The sequence below is a fragment of the Vibrio sp. PSi01 genome, from assembly GCF_054960695.1.
Genome location: NZ_JBHNYN010000013.1, coordinates 1 through 15,816, shown reverse-complemented (window position 1 = coordinate 15,816; position 15,816 = coordinate 1). Strand labels below are relative to the sequence as shown.

11 protein-coding genes and 3 pseudogenes are annotated in these 15,816 nt (G+C 42.0%); 8 read left to right on the top strand and 6 right to left on the bottom strand.

The annotated features are described in order from the left end of the window. Positions 1 to 555: 555 nt before the first annotated feature. From xylF to ACFI6G_RS16175, 3 genes are all read left to right on the top strand, one after another. Entirely contained in the window at positions 556 to 1,551 is a 996-nt protein-coding gene (xylF, locus tag ACFI6G_RS16185; protein WP_046209657.1) for a D-xylose ABC transporter substrate-binding protein, read from the top strand. A gap of 63 nt (positions 1,552 to 1,614) precedes the next feature. Continuing rightward, on the top strand, positions 1,615 to 3,144 hold the full coding sequence (locus ACFI6G_RS16180) for a xylose ABC transporter ATP-binding protein (protein ID WP_046209658.1): 1,530 nt from the start codon (positions 1,615 to 1,617) through the stop codon (positions 3,142 to 3,144). 4 nt (positions 3,145 to 3,148) lie between these two features. Then, positions 3,149 to 4,321: a sugar ABC transporter permease gene (locus tag ACFI6G_RS16175; protein ID WP_046209659.1), complete on the top strand. Its 1,173-nt coding sequence runs from the start codon at positions 3,149 to 3,151 to the stop codon at positions 4,319 to 4,321. Between the two features lie 147 nt (positions 4,322 to 4,468). On the opposite strand, the gene ACFI6G_RS16170 is transcribed toward ACFI6G_RS16175, so the two are convergent. Further along, complete coding sequence (locus tag ACFI6G_RS16170) at positions 4,469 to 5,683, bottom strand: XylR family transcriptional regulator (RefSeq protein WP_046209660.1); 1,215 nt, start codon at positions 5,681 to 5,683, stop codon at positions 4,469 to 4,471. A 237-nt stretch (positions 5,684 to 5,920) separates the two neighbouring features. Between ACFI6G_RS16170 and xylB the strand changes: the two genes are divergently transcribed. The 3 genes and pseudogenes from xylB to ACFI6G_RS16155 all read left to right on the top strand — a co-directional run bounded on the left by xylB (position 5,921) and on the right by ACFI6G_RS16155 (position 9,337). After that, positions 5,921 to 7,372 (top strand): xylulokinase, encoded by a 1,452-nt coding sequence (gene xylB, locus ACFI6G_RS16165; RefSeq protein WP_046209661.1) that lies wholly within the window; start codon positions 5,921 to 5,923, stop codon positions 7,370 to 7,372. 79 nt (positions 7,373 to 7,451) lie between these two features. Continuing rightward, positions 7,452 to 8,244, top strand: a pseudogene (locus ACFI6G_RS16160) (IS5 family transposase). A gap of 91 nt (positions 8,245 to 8,335) precedes the next feature. Continuing rightward, on the top strand, positions 8,336 to 9,337 hold the full coding sequence (locus tag ACFI6G_RS16155; protein ID WP_052714404.1) for a Gfo/Idh/MocA family protein: 1,002 nt from the start codon (positions 8,336 to 8,338) through the stop codon (positions 9,335 to 9,337). Positions 9,338 to 9,657: 320 nt separating this feature from the next. Here ACFI6G_RS16155 and ACFI6G_RS16150 read toward each other — a convergent pair whose 3' ends face one another. The 5 genes from ACFI6G_RS16150 to ACFI6G_RS16130 all read right to left on the bottom strand — a co-directional run bounded on the left by ACFI6G_RS16150 (position 9,658) and on the right by ACFI6G_RS16130 (position 13,636). Beyond that, positions 9,658 to 10,344, bottom strand: coding sequence for a Shedu immune nuclease family protein (locus ACFI6G_RS16150; protein ID WP_197080433.1), 687 nt, complete (start codon positions 10,342 to 10,344; stop codon positions 9,658 to 9,660). Between the two features lie 663 nt (positions 10,345 to 11,007). Next, complete coding sequence (locus tag ACFI6G_RS16145) at positions 11,008 to 11,562, bottom strand: hypothetical protein (RefSeq protein WP_046209662.1); 555 nt, start codon at positions 11,560 to 11,562, stop codon at positions 11,008 to 11,010. A gap of 26 nt (positions 11,563 to 11,588) precedes the next feature. Beyond that, positions 11,589 to 12,071, bottom strand: a complete 483-nt coding sequence (locus tag ACFI6G_RS16140; RefSeq protein WP_046209663.1) for a hypothetical protein — start codon at positions 12,069 to 12,071, stop codon at positions 11,589 to 11,591. A gap of 166 nt (positions 12,072 to 12,237) precedes the next feature. Then, complete coding sequence (locus ACFI6G_RS16135; RefSeq protein WP_046209664.1) at positions 12,238 to 12,993, bottom strand: DUF3307 domain-containing protein; 756 nt, start codon at positions 12,991 to 12,993, stop codon at positions 12,238 to 12,240. Beyond that, positions 12,986 to 13,636, bottom strand: a complete 651-nt coding sequence (locus ACFI6G_RS16130) for a hypothetical protein (protein WP_046209665.1) — start codon at positions 13,634 to 13,636, stop codon at positions 12,986 to 12,988. Before ACFI6G_RS16130 ends, ACFI6G_RS16135 begins: the two co-directional genes overlap by 8 nt. Before the next feature lie 870 nt (positions 13,637 to 14,506). Between ACFI6G_RS16130 and ACFI6G_RS16125 the strand changes: the two are divergent. Continuing rightward, a pseudogene (locus ACFI6G_RS16125) lies at positions 14,507 to 15,319 on the top strand (reverse transcriptase N-terminal domain-containing protein); the annotation flags it as partial. Between the two features lie 61 nt (positions 15,320 to 15,380). Further along, positions 15,381 to 15,816 (top strand): annotated as a pseudogene (locus ACFI6G_RS16120) (transposase); the annotation flags it as partial.

The window sequence follows — 15,816 nt, the reverse complement described above, 5'->3', positions numbered from 1 at the left end:
GATAGCGATATTGATACTGAAATCGATGTTGAGATTGTGACTGCGATTAGCACCAATTAGATGAGCGATAAAAGGTGAATGATCTATTGGTTTCACCTTTTTTAAACAAATAAGCTAAATGAGAAAATAAACTTTAATTAGTTCTTAGGTCGGTAAAAATGACGACTAATTGCGAGTTTTTACCATTTATTCATTTATATTTTGCGTATTTCACTTATTATTTTTCAAGGCTATGTGAACCTGTTCATTGACAACTCAATTATATTAAACCTAGTTCCGTGACTACATTTCACACTCACCCCCGATAATGTGCTGTCATTCACAGTTATCTTCCTAAATCCCCCTTGAATCTCTCCTATATGCACGATTTCGATTAATTGCAGACTGTAATCATGCTGCTTTTATAACCACCATCACACCTTGGTAGAAAAACAAAATAACGTAAAAAGAGTAATAGAAAAGCGAAAGGCAAGAATCTGAATTTGACGCTAGTTTAATTGTGCTCGCTATTAATTGGGCTTAATTAAGTCGTAGTGAAAAAAAAAGGAAAATATAATGAAAAAGGTAATTTCTCTACTCTGTACTGCAGTAATTGCATTTGCTGCCACTCCTGCATTAGCTGACACAGTAAAAATCGGAATGGCGATTGACGATCTTCGCTTAGAACGTTGGCAAAAAGACCGAGATATCTTTGTTGATAAAGCGGAAGAGCTTGGCGCGAAAGTGTATGTTCAGTCGGCAAACGGTAATGAACAAACTCAAATAGCACAGATTGAAAACATGATATCGCGTGGCGTTGACGTGTTGGTGATCATTCCTTACAACGGAGAAGTACTAAGTAATGTTATTGCAGAAGCAAAACGAGACGGTATTCAAGTCTTGGCTTACGACCGCCTAATTAACAACGCTGACATTGATTTTTACTTGTCGTTCGACAACGAAAAAGTCGGTGAAATGCAAGCGACTGCAATGTTAGAAAACAAACCAAACGGTAACTACTTTTTGATGGGTGGTGCGCCAACAGATAACAACGCGAAATTGTTCAGAAAAGGACAAATGAATGTACTGCAATCAAAAATCGATTCCGGAGACATTAAGGTTGTTGGCGATCAATGGGTTGATTCATGGTTAGCTGAAAACGCGCTTAAAATCATGGAGAACGCTCTAACAGCCAATAACAACAATATCGATGTTGTGGTTGCATCAAACGACTCAACAGCAGGCGGCGCAATCCAAGCTCTAGATGCGCAAGGACTGGCTGGCAAAGTGTCTATTTCTGGCCAAGATGCCGACCTTGCAGCAATTCGCCGAATTGTAAATGGTACTCAAACCATGACGGTTTACAAACCAATTAGCATTCTAGCGGATCGCGCGGCTGAAATTGCGGTTGAATTGGGAAGCGACGAAGCGCCTAAATCAAACGCTGTGCTAAATAACGGAACAAAAGACGTACCTGCTTGGTTGCTCAAACCAATTGCGGTCAATAAGAACAACATCAAGAAAACGGTCGTCGCAGACAAGTTCCATTCTGAAGACTCTATCTATCAATAAGCGTGTCCATTTAGAACTAGGGCAAGGTGCTCTAGTTCTTGTTTTATTGCAAAGGAGCGGGCTATGGAAGCGTTACTAGACATGCGCAATATTGTAAAACGGTTTGGTGAGGTCAAAGCGTTAGATGGAGTCAGCATTACGTTGGGACGTGGTGAAGTGTTGTCGCTATGTGGCGAAAATGGTTCAGGCAAATCAACGTTAATGAAAGTGTTGTGTGGGATTTATCCTCTCGGAGATTTCGACGGTGAAATCATCTTCGAAGGCCAACAAGTTAAAGCGCGTCACATTGCCGATACCGAAGCGTTAGGCATCGCCATTATTCACCAAGAGTTAACGTTAGTTAAAGAGCTCTCTGTGCTAGAGAACCTATTTTTAGGCGCAGAAATTCAATCATACGGTGTGCTCGATTTTGACCGAATGCACGCCAAGTCGGTAAAACTGCTACAAAAAGTTAGATTAAATGTGTCACCAGAAACGCGAGTAGGCGATCTCGGCGTTGGGCAGCAGCAGCTCATTGAAATTGCCAAAGCGCTGTCGAAAGACGCCAAAATATTAGTGCTTGATGAGCCAACAGCACCACTGACTGAATCGGAAACTGAGATTTTACTGGATCTGGTTACGGATCTGAGAAGACAAGGCGTAAGCTGTATTTATATCTCACACAAACTCAATGAAGTGAAAGCCATTTCTGACCGTATTTGCGTGATCAGAGACGGCACTCACATTGGTACAAAAGCGACGAGTACCATCACCACCGACGACATCATTACTATGATGGTTGGCCGAGAAATGAAACAACTGTTTCCACGAGAAGATCATGCAATTGGCGACGTGGTGTTAGAAGCTAATAACATTCAAGCGTGGGACAAATTGAACACCCATATCGCGAAAGTGAGTGATGTGAGCTTTGTACTTCGAGAAGGCGAAATTCTTGGCGTTGCTGGGCTAGTCGGTGCGGGAAGAACCGAACTAATGGAATGCCTATATGGTTGCTATCAGGGTAAAAACAGCGGACGTGTTTCGTTACATGGTCGTGAACTGAAACTGCACAGTAGCCAAGATGCATTGCACGCTGGAATTGCCATGGTGCCGGAAGACAGAAAACGTCATGGCATTATTCCCATTATGGGCGTGGGTGAAAACATTACGTTGGCTGGGTTAGATTCTTTTGCATCAAGTGGTGTGCTAGACGACGTTAAAGAAGCGGCAGAGATAAAACAGTCAATCCAATCACTGACCGTTAAAACACCGAATGCTGAACTGCCAATCAGAAACTTATCAGGTGGCAATCAACAAAAAGCCATTCTAGCTCGATTTTTGATGGTTAACCCTAAAGTGCTCATTCTTGATGAACCGACACGTGGAATTGATGTTGGAGCCAAGTATGAGATCTATAAGTTGATGTTTAAACTCGTAAAGCAAGGAATAAGCATCATTATGGTTTCGTCAGAACTGCCTGAGGTGTTAGGGATTAGTGACCGTGTATTAGTGATGCACGAGGGGAAACTAAAGGGTGATTTGGTCAACAAAGATCTTACCCAGGAAATAATTATGGACTGCGCACTCTCAGACAAGATCGCAGAAGAGGTATGATGTCATGGAACAAATAAAATCTGTATCAACGAACTCTGGATTCAAATGGCGCGACTGGTTAGAAGGCGCAAAATTTCAACTGCTTGTTATGGCAACCGCAATCATTCTTATCATGCTGTTTTTTAGTGTGATGACTGAGTGGGCGTATCTTTCTCCAAGAAATATCTCCAACTTATTTAGACAAACGTCCATTACCGGAATTTTGGCGATTGGTATGGTGTTCGTGATCATCAGTGGCGAAATAGACCTTTCCGTTGGTTCAATGATGGGTTTGTTAGGCGGCGCTGCGGCCATTTTGGATGTTTGGTTTGGGCTGCCTTTACCTGTCACGATTGTGATTACGTTAGGTGCGGGTTTTCTACTTGGTTTATGGAACGGCTGGTGGGTTGCGTATCGAAAAGTACCATCGTTTATTGTGACGCTAGCGGGGATGTTAGCATTCCGAGGCATTTTGATTGGGATTACCGACGGAACGACGGTTGCGCCTACCTCAAGTGAAATGGGTATTATCGGCCAAAGCTATCTACCAAATATGGTTAGCTTGGTGATGGGTGTGGTTGGACTGTCGCTGTATTTTGGTTGGCAGAAGAAACGCAGAGTCACTCGTAACCATTATCAATTGCCTGTTGAAGCTGCACGTACTGCAATGCTCAAGCACAGTTTACTTGGGGTTGCGGTACTCAGTATTATTCTTATTTTGAATGATTATCGTGGAGTTCCTACTCCTGTACTTTTACTAGCGGTATTCCTTATCTTAGGTACGTTTATAGCCAATAAAACGCAGTTTGGTCGACGAATTTATGCCATTGGCGGCAACATTGAAGCGAGCCGGCTATCAGGCATTAACGTAGAAAAAACTAAACTGTCAGTTTACGCGATGAATGGCTTCTTGGTGGGAGCGGCAGCGTTAGTATTGAGCAGTCGATTAGGCGCAGGGTCACCTTCTGCAGGGAACATTGCCGAACTTGATGCCATTGCCGCTTGTGTAATTGGCGGCGCCAGTATGGCTGGTGGTGTGGGTACGGTTATTGGCGCTGTTATTGGGGCATTTATTATGGCGTCGCTCGATAACGGAATGAGCATGATGGACGTTCCGACCTTTTGGCAATACGTGGTGAAAGGTGCAATATTACTGCTTGCGGTGTGGATGGATAGTGCAACTAAAGCGAAGCGTTAATTAATAACGAGGCGAAGCGAAGTAGCGAAACGCGAGTTAATAAGCCAAACGAGTATCAAATAAAAAGCCCTTATTATTCAGTAATAAGGGCTTTTGCTTGTGCGATGTTTTTCAAAACTCAGATCAAGAACAAAGTACTAACCGCTGTTAAGAAAGCCCCATCAAAGATTCAGCTAAAGCGGCTTCCCGATAATCTTTAGGCGTTTGGTCTAGGTTCTTTTTAAATACGGTGTACATGTATTGTAAAGATGGGTAACCACAAAGTTCTGATATTTCGATGATGGGTAATGATGTACCTTGAAGTAATGTACACGCGCGTTTTAGTTTTGAGTTGTGGATCTCTTGGTGAATGGAATGACCACGCTCTTCTTTAAAACGAGCTTCCATGTTTGAACGTGAAATCCCAACATAGCTTAATACTTGATCCACCTTAATACCTTTGTACGCATTGTGACGAATAAAGTGCATCGCCTGAATGACGTAAGTGTCTTTTAGTGCTTGGAAGTCAGTACTTTGTCTTTCGAACACTTTGGTTGGTGGAATCAATATTCGAGGCTGTTTATTATCGGCATTAGGTTGTCCCGCTTCAATATCGCGGTTTTTCACCAATTTGTGCAGCATTTTTGCCGCGCGATAGCCCATGTCTTTACAACCTTGGCCAACCGAGCTTAGAGACACGCGAGTTAAGTAGCGCGCTAGCTCTTCGTTGTCGATACCAATTACAGATACTTTGTCAGGTACCATGACATTTAGGTGCTCGCACATTTGCAGTAAGTGTCTGGCTCGTGAGTCGGTGACGGCGATGATCCCCGTAGGTGTCGGTAGGCGTTGCAACCAGTCGGCTAGGCGGTTCATATCGTACTGCCAAGTTTGAGGACTGGTTTCGTTGCCACGATATACCGCGCCTGAATAACCCTCACGTTCGACAATCTTTTTAAACGCTAACTCGCGCTCCGTAGCCCAACGTTTGGCTGGGTCTTGTGGAATACCATAAAAGGCGAAGTTCTCCAGTCCTTTTTCTTTTAGGTGCTGAAAACCTAACTCAATCAATGCTTCGTTGTCGGTAGCGACATAGGGCACGTTGGGGTAATCATCGGCATTGGTGTAAGATCCACCAACGCCCACGACGGGTACGTCAGAATCAGCCAACAGTTCTTGAATTTTAGGGTTATCGAAATCAGCAATTACACCATCGCCGCGCCACTCCTTAAAATTATCTAAGTGAGTAACGAAGTCTTCTTCCAAGAAAATATCCCACTCACATTGAGATGCCTGCAAATATTCCCCGATGCCTTCTATAACCTGACGGTCGTAGACTTTGTTGGCGTTGAAAAGCAAAGTAATACGGTAGCGTTTATCCATGATGTCCTAACTGTTAAGTTTGTCAGTTTTTGTTTTTTTTGATTGTATCAGCGAGCAGTTGAGCAAGGTGTGATCTTTCGCCCAGTCGTTAAATCAGTGAATATCACTGTTAAATAACGTAATTGTGCAACGCAATAGGTTGATGAATAGTGTAGGTAACTTGAATCGTAACTACGGCACATATAAGACCAATTCCGGTTTGTGTGGTGTCGAATCGCAATCAATTGAGGTTTACGTATGTATATTGGAATCGACTTGGGCACATCGGGTGTTAAATCCATCGCAATGTCACGCAGTGGCGATATTTTAGCGACGCATTCTGCAGAGTTATCGGTATCGCGTTTGAAGCCATTGTGGTCAGAGCAAAACCCACTCGATTGGTGGGAAGCAACATGTGAAACAATCAAAGGTCTTGGAGATAAAGTAGACTTGTCACAGGTTGTCGCGATTGGGTTGTCTGGTCAAATGCACGGAGCAACACTTTTAGATAACAAAGGAGATATCCTTCGTCCAGCCATTTTGTGGAACGATGGGCGTTGTGAAGAAGAGTGTAAAGAGCTGGAGCAAAAAGTACTGAATAGCCGAGACATTACCGGCAATATCATGATGCCAGGCTTTACTGCGCCTAAACTCAAATGGGTCGCAAACTATGAACCAGCGCTATTCGCAAAAATAGACAAGGTGTTGCTACCTAAAGATTACTTGCGCTTCAAAATGACGGGCGATTTCGCATCGGATATGTCTGATTCCGCGGGAACGTGTTGGCTTGATGTGAATGCGCGAGATTGGAGCGATACTTTGTTGCAAGCGACAGGGTTAACACGTGCACAAATGCCGAAGTTGTTTGAAGGCATTGACGTAACGGGAAGCTTGTCTAGCGAAATTGCAACCTTGTGGGGAATGCCATGTGTTCCCGTCATCGCTGGTGGCGGTGATAATGCGGCAGGAGCTGTAGGCGTTGGTATCACTGAACCGGGACAAGCGATGCTGTCTTTGGGAACATCTGGCGTATATTTCGCTGTAAGCGAGGGTTTTATTTCAAATCCTGAATCAGCATTACACAGTTTCTGTCATGCACTTCCAAATACTTGGCATACCATGTCGGTGACATTAAGTGCTGCTTCATGTCTTAAATGGGTGGCTGATCTAACTGGCTTTGATGATGTTGGCAACATGATATCCGAAGTGCAGGAAAACGCTGATAAAGACTCTCAAGTAGTCTTCCTGCCTTACTTATCCGGTGAAAGAACGCCTCATAATGATCCTAATGCGAAAGGCGTGTTCTTTGGCATGACACATTCAACTACGCGCTTTGAGCTTGTTCAGGCGGTATTGGAAGGCGTAGGTTTTGCTTTTGCCGATGGTTTTGACGCCTTGCATGTCACGAAAATGATCCCTGAAGAGGTGTCATTGATCGGTGGCGGTGCGCGCAGTGAATATTGGCGTCAAATGCTAGCCGATATTGTGGGCTTACCTTTGGTTTATCGCAAAGGTGGCGATGTTGGCCCTGCTCTTGGTGCCGCTCGTTTAGCGATTCTTGGGATAGAGAAAGAGGCTACGCTTGAAGACGTTTGTCCAGTTCCTAAATTGGTTCAGCGTCATGACCCAGATGAGAGTAAATATCATTATTATAAAATAAAGCGTGAAATTTTTCAGGAACTCTACAAAAAAGTTAACACGTTATTTTAAAGGCGTTGTTGCCTTAATCAGTTGAACCTTTTTCGAGCCTTGTAATCTGCTCATTAATGGTGGTTAGAACTGTGGTGATATGGGTAAGGCAAAAACGGATATAACTAACAGGGCGGAGTACAATAAGTCTCTGTGCAAATGGGGCTCGGTTACGTTCTAGATAGATGATTTAGGTGTAGCAAATGATGCAAAACTCATCATGGTAAGCGTGGTAGGGGCTTCCAGTACTCTGATACAGCGATTGAAACTGTATTTATGATTAAGGGGATATGAACTCTACCATTGCGTGATCTTCAAGGTTTTATCGACTTTATCTTTGAGCTATTGGAGGTTCCACTGACGTCCCTGACTACATGTGTATCAGCAAACGCTCGAAGACAGTTCAGGTCAAATATCGTAACAAATCCAGAGGAGCTATTGACTCGACTGGTCTCAAAGTCTTTGGTGAAGGTGAGTGGAAGGTGAAAAAGCGCGGCATCGAAAAACGCAGAACTTGGCGTAAACTTTACTTAGTCGTTGATGTCGACACTCATCAGGCTACCAGTGCAGAAGTCAGTTTTGTAAGTGTTGGCGATAGCGAAGTTCTGCCAACATACTCAACCCTTTACGTAGAAAGATAGATACCGTATCTGGTATTACACAAAAAGTTACTATGAGACTCTGAAAAACGGAACAATAGCGGAGTGGAAATCTGAGTCGGGTTATCACTATCGCTCAATATCTGAGACCGCAATGTCTCGATATAAATGACTAACCAGCTGTAAATGAAGTTTAAGATTTTATAACGCTCAAGTGGGAGAAATCATGGTGAATGTCAAAGCTATAAACAAAGTATAGGACTAGGTATGCCTGAAACTTGTCGTATTGACTAACAAATACACGAAACGGGGTAGATCTATATCTAAATGTAATTATGCAACAAAGCCGTGTAAAAATGGTGATTTATTTATACAAGGATTGTTTATGGAAGATAAGATATTTAACTGGGGGGTTATTGCTCCGGGAAGAATTTCTCACTCATTTGCAAAAGCAATGAGGGTTGTTTCGGATGCTCGTTTATTTTCGGTAGCCAGTTCCCAATTAGATCGTGCTCAGAGTTTTGCTGCGGAGTATGGATGCAAATATGCTTATGACGATTATCAAACTTTAATCGAAGATCCAAATGTAGATGTCGTGTATATTGCCAATCCTCATCGCTTTCATTTTGAATGTATCAAAAAATGTTTGATAGCTGGTAAACCTGTTTTATGTGAAAAACCTATTACGGTAAATGAAGCACAATGCCAAGAGTTGATTGAGCTCGCGAATAAACATCAAGTATTTCTAATGGAGGCCGTATGGACTCGTTTTTTGCCAATATGGCAACAGGTTCAAGTCTGGATTGAAAAACAGAGCATTGGTCAACTACAATCTATGTCATCATCATTTGGCTTTAATCTTCCGAAAGATGAAAGTGATCGATTATTTAATAATTCTCTTGCTGGAGGTGCGTTATTAGATATGGGGATTTACAGCCTAACTATGTCACAGTTTGTAATGCAGAAAGAGCCTACTTCAGTCGTTGCTAACGGGGTGATTGGTTCAACATATGTTGATGAGCATACAAGTGGCACCCTTAGTTATGAAGGAGTACAGAGTTTTTTTACTTGTAGCTTTAATAAACCATTGGACAATAATTTTATCTTGTCTGGTAGTAAAGGTCGTATTGTCATCCCCTCTATGTTCTGGGCTGCTACTTGTGGAATTTTGGATATTGATGGTCAAGAACCAGTGATGGTTGAATTACCATTTAGAGCTACAGGTTTTGAGTATCAAATCGAAGAAGTAATACGTTGTCTTAGTCATGGTAAGTTACAAAGTGATGTTATGAGCTGGCAAGATAGTGTTGCGACTATGCGTATTATGGACTTAATACGAGAACAAATTGGGATTAAGTATCCATTTTTAAATATGTCTGACCATTAATGTATATCATACTTCCAAAATCGCTTAAGTGTACTGTTATTAAGGCAAAGATTTTATATTATCTGCGATAAACTTAATATTGTTCACGCAGAATTTTTTTGTTAAGTAAATAATCTATGTATTGTTGATTGCTAAGTCGATAAAAGGGTCTGGTGAGTTAGAGACGGTAACCTATACTACGGCGTTTCATGAATTTATGGTAGCATACATCAAGGTAGATAAATCTCTGGACGGTTTATTAAAGGAAATCATCGAGAACCAATAAAGATGAGCAGTCGCTACAGTAGGTGATTTTATGTCAGAGGATATAGCCCGCGTTGCTAGCGTTGGTTGTGCTGTACAATGAACTTCGCACGTTCATATAGCTCATCAAATGTGATCACTTCTGGGTTAGTGATATTTTTGCGAAGCAACTCAAATGACCTCAACTTACCTTTGTTCACACCATGCTCTGATACAAACTCTCCCATACAGCCTATTACTAAGCAGGATTTAGGTTGGTAATTATAAATTTCTTCGCCAGTTGGGTTTCCTTCGCTATCGCTGGGGGTAATTCGGCTAGATAAATTCTCCACGGCGGAAGCGACAGTACCTTGGACTTGTGCGATAGCTCCTGCCAGTTCTCTTGAAGGTGCCCAGCAACCTGATCGATAAGGCTTGGTTTCTAATAAAGCTGTGGTATGGGTTTTGATTTCAACAAAGCACAAATTGGAGATGATACCTTTGCTTTTCATAAGCGCATCAACTCGCTTACCATGTGAATCAACACTATGCCCTTGAACTACTTGTTCCAGTTTTCGGTCATCTAGATTGGATAAGAATATGTAACCTAGGCCATAACCAAATACCCAAGAGTTCTTTTCAAAGTACTTTTGCCACAAAGCCTCATTAGAGCAATTCTTCTTATTTTTTAATGTGTCAAAGTAACTTTGATCAGTAAGTAGACTGCCATAAATACCTAATTGCTTCTTTCGAAAGCCTACTGCAACAAGATCTTCTGTGGTCACCTCAGATTTTAATACTTCAGCAAAAAGCTCTTGATTTTCGGTAAGGAAAGATCTCGCCTGATGTGAAGTTAAAGCTATTTTTCTTAACTCTTCATCAGAAATATTTACTTTAGCCTTGTTCTTAAAATCTACAGATTGGATATTTGCCAGAAACTCACAAAATCGGCCTATTTCTTCACCTACAAATGAAAACTCAGCCCCATAAGGCTTTCCTGTTTCTTTCTGATATAAACTTTTGGATGATTAAAACAAAAGTTTGCCTATTATCCTCTAAGAACTTTGCTGTTATATAAGTTTTTGCGTCTGGCTTCTTTCTTAAAACTAACTCGTCACGTTCTTTGGCATACTCGTATCCATCTTGAGAGGATAGAATTTTAGATGCAATACGAACACTTCTCTCCTTGTCCCCAAAAGCTGGAAGTGAAGTACGGTTCTTAGAGGGGCGGCACTTGGTAACAAGTGTCGTCTACTCGACAAAGACGTGCTGACGCCGATCTAGGCAAACACGTCTTTGCCCCATTCTTTGTTTAGACAGATTAACATCTCATTTCACCAATCTAGAATTTGACCAAGTTTTTCTCATATCTGTACCGCGTCTACTGAATCGAGGGAAGAGCAGTCATATTTCTTTGTTAATATCCGTCCAGTCTGTATTCATCCTCTCTACTCGACAGATGTGCCTCGCTTTAACCATCCATGCACTTTATAGGCTGCATAGAAATAAGGTGTTATAGTACTAAGTAAAATAAAGTGCTCGACCCATCCCCAAGCAAAGCTATGCCAGTTGAAGTACTCTGCACCGTTCAACCACTCAAGCAACACCAACGGCAAGCAGACACCACATAAAAGAATGAAAGTAGTAAACTTAATGAACACAAGACCACGTTCCTCTATACGGAAACGTTCTTTGTGCATTTTATACTCATTAAGTACTTCCGTTAGCACTGGAACTACACTCATTTGATACTCGTGAACTCTCTCAAAGAAGTGAGTCGCTATATTCACATAGTTTGTATGTGTAAGTGGAAAGTCATAGTGACGTTGAGTCATTTCAGCTACTACATCATCAGGCATGTCATCAGGCATAGTACGAAGCATTTCTTTGAGGCTTTTATCTCTTTCCTCAATTTCTTTTGCTTGCTTAATAGCCGTGTAGCGTTTGAATAACTCAAGTATAGATAGATGGTTAGTTTGCCAGCACCAACAAACATAAGACACTCTACTACTCATTTGCTGTAGTTGCTCTATGTAAAAGGACGTTTCTTTTGCTCCTCAACCTTATTGGTTACTCCTTCAATGTGTACCATTGATCTACCTGTGAACGGGTAGGTATTGAAAAAGTGATGAAATAAGTTCAGTAGCTCATCACCTGCTTGAAGTATTTCTTGCTCTGTTGGTTCACGATTATGTCGATCATTTAAGCCGTATTTAGCTTTGTTATCTAAATGAGAAAATAGAGACTTATTTCGCCACAACAAGTGTTTACCGACACCTTCCCAGTCCAGTAAGCCATCTTCTGTTAGTAAGTTATTTTTGTTCCCTCCAATAACTACTGTTGATGACAGCGTACTTCGCTCCTTAGCTTCAGTTAGAGCTTTCTTTAGCTTATCTTCTGCCTCAAATAGTTGTTGAAACGCCCAAACAGCAAATGCTGAAACTATAGCAGCAAAGATACCCACAACTGTTACGTGAATAGCAGGTAATGATTCTAGAATAGGTGAACTCATGTATACTCCTCATAGGCAACAAGGTTATTATATGAGCATCATCATCCTAAGTCGCTAAAAACTATTACTAGTGTTAACCAATAGAGGTTGCCATACCTCTACTAATTTGTACTTTGCCCGTAAAATTCGAGCTTATTTAGTCACAAACTGCCGAATACCTTTTGGGTCATTTAATTTCCACATCCAAACCAAGTGATATTAAGGTACCTACCAGTGTTGTGAGCACCACCGATATCAATGAACCAATCAGCACATACTCAGTCATGCTTCGGTCGTCTGATTTATTCAACTCACCAAACCTAAATATTGACTTAGCCGCTAATACAAAACCCACCGCTGCATAGCTCCCCACAAGCGTAAAGGTCAGTATTAACACTCGCTCTAAGTAACCGATTAACTCACCACCTGCGATAAGACCACTAATACTAGTAGTATCTTTATCTGATATTGGAAACTTACTTAAGACGCTGCCAATAACAATCGAAGTCGGCTTGAGAATTAGTAAGTAAGCAAAGACCACTACAACACCATCTGAGAACTTCTCATCTTGTAGTACGGCATCGATCGTTACACCATCTGCCATGTGAAAGGCAATGGCTACTAGCACCGATACATGCAAAGTCTGGTCAATGATAAAATAGGAAAACTTACCACCATTTCGTGCTCTTACTTTCCACAAATCGATAATAAAATGACTTACCGCTACGATAACTACCAAGCAAGTTGTTGAGCGCCAATCAATACCTAACGCTATAGCAGGAACTAACAACGTGACGCCGTGTAATAGTGAGTGAAAGTACAGTTCAGTTGAACGGTAAGTGTATTTTTTCTTTGCTTCTACCCATTGGTTCGGCTGGAGGTAAAAATCACAGATGATGTGAATCATCAAGAACGGTATTAGAACATCAAAAAAATCAAACATACTTGAGTCCCGCCACTTGGTTTATGAATCGCCAATTTAGCTCACTGATTAGCGACCAACCTGAAGCTTTAAGAGATTTACTGGCAGTGGCAGTAGCAATATCAAGCTTTTCTGCTAAATCACTAATAGACAAGCCTTCATTAGTTCGAAGCATCGGAAGCATAACTTCACATTGCCGCGAGGTTAATTCCGTTAGTTGTCTATCGAGGTACTTAAAGAGTAAGTCAAAGTGCTCAGTGAGTTCGAAACGGTCAGAGTTAAATAACAACCTGTCGCTTTTTAAGGCTTTTAGTCCACGCCCAGAAAGAACAAATGCTTCACCCATCGATTCAGAGACGAACTCACGCAAATCGGCATTAGAGGCAATAGCAAGGCTAATGCGACTATCAAACTCTTTGCCAAGCGCTTTAATGCCAATACGATAAATGATGGTATATCTCAGAGCGTTTTCAATATCATGTACCACTGTCTGAAATTCATCACCGCGCTCAATGCTGTGCGCATTTGATGAATTTGCTTCGGTGATCTGTCTCTGAATGTCCTTGATTCGTTTAAGAAGTTGTTCAAACTGTTCAGATGTTAGCTTGGTTGAGTTGACAATATCGCCGCTGATCACTGCGATAGGTTTAGAGATAGGTTCCACATTAAAACTCCTTCTTTCATGTAGACACCAATTTAGCCGTTTATGGCTAATAATGCAAATTTAGCCATTTGTGGCTAATAAATAAAAATTAGCCGTTAAGAGCTAAACGATTCATGAAGCTTGTCATTACATCAGTTTTACTGTCATCACTTTTACGAGTGAAGTTCGACTACTGTGGCAGTGACCCAATATGATCTGCACCATCAATAATGGATACTGAGCTAAGCGACTTTTCCATACTTGAAGTAATTCATCAAAGACTAATTTAGTAAAGTCACTGACTCACTTTTGTCCGTGCGACCTGAAGTCGTATGAAGTGCTGTTCACCGCAACAAGTGTGAACCATCTGTATCACCAGATGACCCTAGGGTTCTGAATAAAGCAGCGAATCCGACAATGTAACGAAGTTCAGCCTTTGCTGAGCGGGAATGAATTCGTGAGAGGACGTTCCTCCTGATAACCACAATTGGGTGAGTGCTAGGGTGTTGGTATGATGAACGTAAGTGAATCCATTTAAGATGCGTTATACGTGGATCAGCGGAAGTGGTTAATACGCTGTGGCCAAAAGGCATGAGAGTAGGAAAGAGATTGGACAGTGCTCTTTCGTGATCAAGACGCTCTCCGCATTATAGTGGGCATCTAACCCGACGTTGCGCGACATACGGAACAGGGTAAGCCTGTACTTCTCCCTTTGGGAAAGCTGTCTGCAAAGACAGCCGATAGTGGTGCAGGTAAAGGAGGCTAGAAAAAGCGAAAGCCGTGTTGTAATGATGCGGATACAGGTTTTTATCTGGCGCGAAAGCGAGCTGACTTCTAGCTGGTCTCCCGTTGCAAGATAATTTGAAGAACTTTATTTAAGGAGAAATGCAAATGGTAGCTTCAAAAGAAGTTAGTGCCTCTCCTAACGGCACTCGATGGCAATCCATTAACTGGAAAGCCGTCGAACAACACGTATTAAAGCTTCAAATACGCATTGCAAAAGCAACTCGAGAAGGTAAACGCAGTAAGGCGAAAGCATTGCAGTGGATACTAACTCACTCGAAAGCGGCAAAACTTCTTGCCGTTAAACGAGTGTCACAAAATAAAGGCAGCAAAACGCCAGGAATCGACGGCATCATCTGGAATACGGATGCTCGTCGTGTGGCAGCGGTTAATCAATTGAGTCGGAAAGGTTACAAAGCTAAACCACTCAGACGTATCTATATCCCCAAGAAAAACGACAAACTCAGACCTTTAGGTATTCCGTGCATGATAGATCGAGCGCAACAAGCGCTTTATCTACTTGCCTTGGAGCCTATCTCTGAGACCATTGCTGACCTAAATAGCTATGGTTTTCGACCTAATAGAAGCACAGCCGATGCAATCGAACAATGCTTCAAATGCTTGGGTCTTAAACGTTCAGCACAATGGGTTCTTGAGGGGGACATTAAGGCTTGTTTCGATAAAATTGGTCATCAGTGGCTAATCGATAACATTCAAACAGATAAACGAATGTTGAAGCAATGGCTTGAGTGCGGTTTTATCGATAAAGGACTGTTTTACAAGACAGCAGAGGGGACGCCTCAAGGCGGTATAATTTCCCCAACGCTTATGCTGTTGACGTTAGCAGGTTTAGAAAATCTGGTTAAGTCGGTAGCACGTAAAACTGGCGATAGAGTCAACTTCATTGGATACGCTGATGATGATCCGCACCAGCAGTTTTGGACACTGAGTTAAGTGAGTACAATCACTAATGAGGTGAACCATGACAAGCAAGAAGAAACGTATTATCCATTCTCCTGAATTTAAAGCAGAAACCCTGAAACTGGCGGAGAAAGTGGGAGTCGCTGCAGCCGCAAGACAGCTCTCATTACATGAATCTCAGATCTACGGTTGGCGAAAAGCCACAAAGAAGAATTCTAATATTAGCCAACGAGAACAAGAATTGGCCGTTGAAGTCGCTAAGCTAAAGAGGCAGTTGGCAGAGCAAGCAGAAGAGCTAGAAATCGTAAAAAAGGCCGCCACCTACTTCGCGAAAAATCTAAAGTAAATTGCTATGAATTTATGCTCGAACACCTGCTGAGTTTCAGTATTTCCCGTATGGCTAAGGTGTTCAGAGTTTCTCGAAGTGGGTTTTATTATTGGGTTGAGAATCGCCACAAGGCGATTCAACGTGAGACAGAACGCCAAAAGCTTGATGG

Excerpts from the sequence above, each read along its gene's own strand:
- ACFI6G_RS16170 (WP_046209660.1), bottom strand. The coding sequence starts at position 5,683 with ATGGATAAACGCTACCGTATTACTTTGCTTTTCAACGCCAACAAAGTC.
- ACFI6G_RS16140 (WP_046209663.1), bottom strand. The coding sequence starts at position 12,071 with ATGAGTTCACCTATTCTAGAATCATTACCTGCTATTCACGTAACAGTT.
- ACFI6G_RS16175 (WP_046209659.1), top strand. The coding sequence starts at position 3,149 with ATGGAACAAATAAAATCTGTATCAACGAACTCTGGATTCAAATGGCGC.
- ACFI6G_RS16155 (WP_052714404.1), top strand. The coding sequence starts at position 8,336 with ATGGAAGATAAGATATTTAACTGGGGGGTTATTGCTCCGGGAAGAATT.
- ACFI6G_RS16135 (WP_046209664.1), bottom strand. The coding sequence starts at position 12,993 with ATGTTTGATTTTTTTGATGTTCTAATACCGTTCTTGATGATTCACATC.
- xylF (WP_046209657.1), top strand. The coding sequence starts at position 556 with ATGAAAAAGGTAATTTCTCTACTCTGTACTGCAGTAATTGCATTTGCT.
- xylB (WP_046209661.1), top strand. The coding sequence starts at position 5,921 with ATGTATATTGGAATCGACTTGGGCACATCGGGTGTTAAATCCATCGCA.
- ACFI6G_RS16180 (WP_046209658.1), top strand. The coding sequence starts at position 1,615 with ATGGAAGCGTTACTAGACATGCGCAATATTGTAAAACGGTTTGGTGAG.